The 7,509-nt window shown below is 37.6% G+C and carries 2 protein-coding genes and 1 CRISPR repeat array; both genes read left to right on the forward strand.

Annotated elements, in window-relative coordinates:
- Positions 1–209 precede the first annotated feature (209 nt).
- Positions 210–459: direct repeats of the CRISPR family, unit length 37 nt; unit sequence AGTTTCCAACTAATCCGCATTAACCCAAGCGGGGGGG.
- A gap of 1,355 nt (positions 460–1,814) precedes the next feature.
- Entirely contained in the window at positions 1,815–2,918 is a 1,104-nt protein-coding gene (locus F6K54_RS43420) for a DM13 domain-containing protein (RefSeq protein ID WP_366558329.1), read from the forward strand.
- A gap of 1,237 nt (positions 2,919–4,155) precedes the next feature.
- The coding region (locus F6K54_RS36160; protein WP_293088668.1) for a serine/threonine-protein kinase PknK at positions 4,156–7,509 on the forward strand (3,354 nt) is incomplete at its 3' end.

Genomic DNA, 7,509 nt, shown 5'->3' on the forward strand with positions numbered 1-7,509 from the left:
CCACGTCCGTTTAGAGTTTCCGAGTGCCCCCCGGCAACTTTTAATACTGTAGCATATATTCAATTTACTTGCAAATAAAAAGTCGCCCGCTTATGGGCGAGGCTTTAAACCCAATTTTTCGGTAAACTACTCGTTGGCATGAAGTTTTGTAGTCTACCTTTGTGAAAACCGCTATAAATAAAAAAGGCCATCAGTTGATGGCATAAAGGTGTTTCCAACTAATCCGCATTAACCCAAGCGGGGGGGCTAGTAGGGGCGATTCGCGAATCGCCCCTACAAGTTTCCAACTAATCCGCATTAACCCAAGCGGGGGGGGAAAAAGCTGAAGATCGGGCAGATAATTTGAGAGTTTCCAACTAATCCGCATTAACCCAAGCGGGGGGGCAGAACCTCCGCAACAGAAAAAACCGAGAATCCCGTATAGTTTCCAACTAATCCGCATTAACCCAAGCGGGGGGGAGCTACGTTTTGGAACAACGACAGAGTAAGGCTTTGAGACCCCCAAATCGACGCACCCCTTTGATAAAAAAATCAACAAGGCAATTTTTGTCAAAATGACGACCCTCAAACCCGCTCCTAGCATGGCATCGACGCAGTTCAACGAGAGAATCAGCCTTTCAGCGATTCTGCGAGGTGCGTCGATGGGGTACCATGCAAAGATGAAAAATAACCTCTTAACCACTCTTTAAAAACTAGAAATGATTAAAAAGCTACCGCTATTCATTTGTCGAGGTTCTTTATACCAATACCCTTACTTTTAATTTTAACGTTAGGCATACAAATTGTCAACCCCTTTTTTAGAAGTCAGAAGTCAGAAGTCGGAAGTCAGAAGTCGGAAGTCAAGAGTATGACTTTTTTCAAATTGCTTAAAGAAGCGGTTATATCATGTCCGGATAATTATTGATAAAAAACCTTTTCTCTTCTCACCTTTTCTTTCCTTCTGCCTCCTGCCTCCTGCCTTCTGCCTTACCTCCTCCAAAGTGTAAGTATTCAACCGGACATGATATTAGCGTTTAGTACTCAGCAATCAGTAATAGACTGTTTTAACTAAAATTATGCAAGCAGTTTTCATTTCGGAACAGTTAGCGTATTTGCCTAAGTCCGGATAGACTTACTTGCAGAATTTTATCTATTATATCATGCCTGGCATTGCATAATTGCGGGATGATTTTATCAGAGAGAATCAACTTTAACGAAGTCAGAAGTCATAAGTCAGAAGCGAGTGTGTAATTCTGAGGGGAACTCAGAATGTAAGACACACATCTGACAGTCAGAAGTTATTTTTGTAACGGGGATTTAAGCCCCGCTCCAAGAATATTACGCCTTGAAAGTTGGGGTTTTAGACACATATTATTTTGATAATCCCCGTGTCCCCGTGTCTCCGTGTCTCCGTGTCCCCGTGTCCCCGTGTCCCCGTGTCCCCGTGTCTCCGTTTCAGCCTCAATCATCCCAGTATTCAGCAACGCCTCATGCCTGGATAAAAGCGCGATAGAATTCCGTTCCGCTGACGTGTTAACGCAGTTGTGCGCCAGCAATCAAACAAACTTTCTCCTTTTCCTTAACGAGAGGTACTGATAGCGGAAATGACCTTCTCAAAAATTAGCTGATGGCTAATAGCTGATGGCTGAATGCTTACAATATTACAGTAAATTGAAAAGCTCTATTCAGAGGACTATTTGTTTCATTCTTGCTAAACTTAAAGCAAGATAATGAAAAAAAATCAAGTTCAATATTTCAATACTGATAACTGATAACTGAAATGACACTCAACCTGCTTAGATATAATATGTAAAGTTCTATCTGAGAGATAAATTATGAATGCAAAGGATATTGCGGGATTGATACATCCAACATTAGCAGTTGTGGTGGTTTTTCCAATTATTGGTATAGTTGTCAACTTGGCTTGGCAAGCTCGTCAACGAAGGCTACAAACTGCGGATAAAGGTAAAAGTAAAATCCCTCCAGTGGTAGGACCAGAACATAGGAAAATAGGTAATTGGTTGACTGGTTCTGTTGTCGGAATAACTTTAGTTGCTATTGCTTATTCCATATATTTTAAAGGCATTTTTAAAGATTTTAAAAGTGAAAATATGACTTTAGCAATATTAATCGTAATGATATTTATTGTTACAGTTGGTTCTCTAGTATTTTTGTATCGCGCTAAAGCTAAATTATGGCGAGGAATATTTGCTACTTTAACGGGAGCAGGTATCGTAATTTTAGGTTTTCAAGATGGTGTTTATCGGCGGGATTTTGAATGGCAGGTTTCTCATTTTTATTATGGTTTAATAGCTTCAATGTTGATGATTTTTTCTTTAGCTATTGTGCCAGAAATATATAAAGATAGAACTCACAAATGGCGCAAAATTCATACTGCTTTAAACTGTTTGGCAATTCTAGTATTTTTAGGACAAGGAATAACAGGAAGTCGGGATTTGTTAGAAATTTCTCTGAGTTGGCAAGAAAAACATTTGTATAAATGTGATTGGGAAAAACAAGTTTGTCCAGATGCACAATCTCAAACTTTATCCCCAGAAATTCTGGTTGCTTCTATTTCTAATTATCCAACTTTAGCCCAGACAAATACTGTTCTAGCTTCTGGAGAATTTGTAACTATTACTCCGGGAGAAGATACGGAAGGTACGGCAGAAATTATTCAAGCAGGTGGTAAAACTAAAGTGCGGTTAGCGGAAAACTTTTCTGCTATTGAAGGCCCGGCAGTAAGATTGTTATTACATAAAGAAAATCGTCCGGGAAGTTATACAGCAGAAAATTATGTGCGTTTAGGAGATTTAAAAAGTTTTACAGGAGAACAAGTTTATGACATTCCAGAAGGAATAAATTGGCAAAATTATCCAAATGTTGTGGTCTGGTGTGAAAAGTTTGATGTGACTTTTGGGTCAGCAAAACTTAAGTGAATTACTATTGACTTACTCTCGAAGTTCCCAGATTCAGTGTTCCTTTAATACCTTTTCACTGGGTGCATCTTAATGCAAGAATAAAGCCAAAAATTTATCGCTTTTAGGGAACACTTAACTGGGAACAGGGAACAGGGAATATATAGGAAAAAAGTATTTTTGCTTGCTATGAGATGCACCCGTTTCACTAAAGTCTGAACTCAGAAGTATGAAGTGATTTTTTAGGTACTTAAAACCTCTACTCTACAGTAATTTCAGCTTATTATTTTACTTCACCAGTTACCAACTATTTGTGACATTTTTTAAGTGAATTGGTATTACAACTAAAACTTATGGCATTGCTGAAATGTAATGGTAAGTAGCTGAAAGTAAACAGGACTTACGCAAAGGCACTATATATAGAGTCTTGCTCAGTTACGCTAGCGCTTTTCATGTCGCGGAGCGTTAACGGAGTTATGCGACAGCAAAACACACCCTACCAATAGAGTTCATGCGTAAGTCCTAGTAAAATTGGAAAACTTATGTTTTTCGTTGATACTTAATCTAAAAATCATTACCACTCAGCAACGCCTTTTTTTTGGAATAGACATCTCCAAAAATCAAAAAGACAATCAATTATTATCCAGAAATTATCAATTGTTCTTCCCTGTTCCCTGTTCCCTGTTCCCTGTTCCCTAAAAACAGTAAGATTTTTATAAACAAATAAAATAGGATTGCTATATTAATTTTTGGGAAGGTAAAATAATTAAGAAATTGAAACAGAATAAAAGTTACTATTAAAGTCTCCTTCCTAAACCTCAGAAGTAATGAATAATTAGGGCTTGCTGTTAACGTAGTTCCTCCGGAGGAGGCTAACTGACTGCTAATAGCCATCAGTTATTGCTTTTAGCTTAGGATAAAGCTTTATTAATAGACATCTCCAATAATAAAAAATAAAATTAATTATCCCAAAGAAATTATCAATTCTTCCCCTCCACCGGAGGGGGAGGGGCGAGGGGTGGGTTCCCTACTCCCTACTCCCTACTCCCTACTTCTTAAATATTTATAACATCAGTAGCAGCACTGAGTTTTTCCAATAGTTTTTGATTTAAACTAGATTTATGTCAATAAAAAACTCAACTTGGAGATAACCTATCTATTATGTTATTGCTCAATTGCTATCAATAGATGGCTCACAAGATATAACTCACTATATGAAAACATGAATTAAAATATAGACAGGGAGAGGAGCATAACCATGAACAATCATCAGACTTTAAACTTTCAAAATTATCAGACTATTGAATGTATTCATCAAGGCAAAAAATCTCTAGTTTATCGCGCTCAAAACATTTCAAATAACCAACCTGTTATCCTGAAATTATTACGCAGTGAATATCCCAGTTTTCATGAACTTGTCCAATTTCGTCATCAATACACCATCACAAAGAATCTGAATTTATCTGGAGTTGTTCAACCACTTGCTCTGGAAAACTATCGGAATAGTTTAATCTTAGTTATGGCGGATGAAGGTTATATTTCTCTTGACGAGTATACTCAAGATAATTCTTTAAGTTTGAGTCAATGTCTAACTATTGGAATTCAACTAGCTGAAATTTTAGCCGGACTCTATCATCATCGTATTATTCATAAAGATATTAAACCCGCAAATATTTTAATTCATCCGGCAACTTTTGAAATTCAACTAATTGACTTTAGTATTGCTTCAGTCCTGCCAAAAGAAACCCAAGTTCTGAAAAATCCTAATATCCTGGAAGGAACTCTAGCTTATATTTCTCCAGAACAAACCGGACGAATGAATCGAGGAATTGATTATCGAACTGATTTTTATTCTTTTGGTGTGACTTTCTATGAATTATTAAGTGGAAAACTGCCCTTTGAAACCACTGATGCCATGGAATTAGTTCATTGTCATATTGCTAAAGTACCACCAGTACTAGGGGATAGGGAAGAAATACCGGAAGTGGTATCTAAGATTGTGATGAAGTTGATGGCGAAAAATGCCGAAGAGCGTTACCAGAGTGCTTGGGGAATTCAAAAAGATTTAGAAACTTGTTTAAAACAATTAGAAAACACTGGGAAAATTGAATTCTTTGAAATTTGCAAACGAGATATTTGCGACCATTTTATTATTCCCGAAAAACTCTATGGACGACAGCAACAAGTTGAACAATTATTAGATGCCTTTGAGCGTGTTGCTAATCCTATCTCCTCTCAGCCTTCTTTTCAAAAGGGAGAAACAAAAGCGAAGCATCTGCTGGTCTCCCCCTTAGTAAGGGGGACGAAAGGGGGATCGCTCTTGGCAAGGGGAACGGAAGGGAGCTCGCTCTTGGTAAAGGAGACGGAAGAGGGATCGCTCTTGGGGGGAGGTTCAGAAATGATGTTAGTGGCAGGATATTCAGGGGTGGGAAAAACAGCGGTTGTCAATGAAGTTCATAAACCCATTGTCCGGCAAAGGGGTTACTTTATTAAGGGAAAATATGACCAGTTTCAACGTAATATTCCTTTCAGTGCTTTTGTCCAAGCACTGCGAGATTTAATGGGGCAATTATTAAGTAAAAATGATGTCAAACTGCAACAATGGAAAGAGCAAATATTAGCTGCGGTTGGGGAAAATGGACAGGTTATTATTGAAGTTATTCCCGAATTGAAAAAGATTATTGGTTCTCAACCTGCTGTTACTGAATTATCGGGAACTGCGGCACAAAATCGGTTTAATTTACTGTTTCAAAAATTTATTCAGGTTTTTACCACAAAAGACCATCTATTAGTCATTTTCTTAGATGATTTACAATGGGCAGATTCAGCTTCATTGAGCTTAATTAAGCTGTTGATGAGTGATGCTAATAGTCAATATTTATTGTTAATTGGAGCTTATCGAGATAATGAAGTTAATCCGGCTCATCCATTGATGTTGACATTAGATGAAATTCAGAAAAATCAAGGAATTGTTAATACAATTACATTAGCACCATTGCGACAAGATGATTTGAATCAATTAGTAGCAGATACCTTATATTGTTCTTTACAAAAAGCCTTACCATTAACTCAAGCAGTTTATCAAAAAACTCAAGGAAATCCTTTCTTTGCCACGCAGTTTCTGAAAGCATTATATCAAGATAGACTGATTTATTTTAATTCTGAAGAAGGGTTTTGGCAATGCGATTTAGCTCAAGTTAGACTGGCAGCAGTGAGTGAAGATGTGGTTAAGTTTGTGAGCAAACGGTTGCAAAAATTAAATTCTGTAACTCAGGATTGCCTCAAACTTGCTGCTTGTATTGGCAACCAATTTGATTTAGAAACCCTGGCAATTGTCAGACAGACTTCTGAGTTAGAAACCGCTACAGATTTATGGGTTGCACTCAAAGAAGGATTAATTTTACCAACAACAGAAATTTATAAGTTTTATACAGATACAACAACAGAAATAAATCCAGTTCAAGGCAGTCATATTTCTGCCAGTTATAAGTTTTTACATGACCGTGTACAACAAGCAGCTTATTCTCTGATACCTGAAGAAAAAAAGAAAGAAACACATTTCAAAATTGGTCAATTGTTATTAACAAATACACCAGAAGATGAACGAGAAGAAAGAATTTTTGAGATTGTCAATCAATTGAATTATGGTGTGGAATTGATTGCAGCACAACAAGAAAGAGATGAACTTGCTCAACTGAATTTAATTGCCTGTCGTAAAGCCAGAAGTTCTACTGCTTATCAAGCGGGTCGTGAATATGCAGACATTGGCTTATTTTTGCTTGGTGAAAAAGCTTGGCTACGACAATATGAAATGAGTTTAGAGTTCCATGAATTGGCTGCGGAATTAGCTTCACTTTGTGGTGACTTTGAGGGAACGGAACAGTACATTGAAACGGTCATCGCACAGGCACAGTCTTTACTAGAAAAAGTTAATGTTTACGGACTTAGAATTCAATCAAATACTGTTCAGAATAAACTAACCCAAGCTATAACCATTGGCAAACAATTCTTGCAACAGTTGGGTATTACCTTTCCCGAAACACCCACACAAAATGATGTTCAACAGGCAGTTGCGGACATTAAAAAACTAATGGGAAACCGGAAAATTGAAGACTTGGCTGACTTACCAATAATGACAGATGGGGAGAAAATTGCTATTTTGCAGATTGCCAACAACATTCTACCTGCCGCTTACCTTTCGGGTTCTCTGTTATATCCATTACTGGCAAGCTTATCAGTTAAGCTCTCAATTCAATATGGAAATACTGAAGTTTCAGCCAGTGCTTATGTCAGTCATGGCAACACCACTTGTAATATGCAGCAAGATGTGGAGACAGGAGTAAAGTTTGGTCAATTGGCAGTTCAAGTCGTCTTTCAACTTGATGCTAAAGCTATCAAGGCAGAGGTATTATTCGTGGTGGGGACATTGATCTTACACAGCAAATCTCATATTAAAGAAACGCTACCGTTACTGCAAGAGGGTTATACAAGTGGTCTAGAAGTTGGAAATCAAGAATTTGCGGGATATTGCGCCCATGGTTTTTGTCTGAATTCTTTTTGGTGCGGTCAGCTCCTTTCAACTTTGGAGCAGGAGACTCACGCTTACTTTAAA

The organism is Okeania sp. SIO3B5 (assembly GCF_010692555.1).
Classification (GTDB): Bacteria; Cyanobacteriota; Cyanobacteriia; order Cyanobacteriales; family Microcoleaceae; genus Okeania.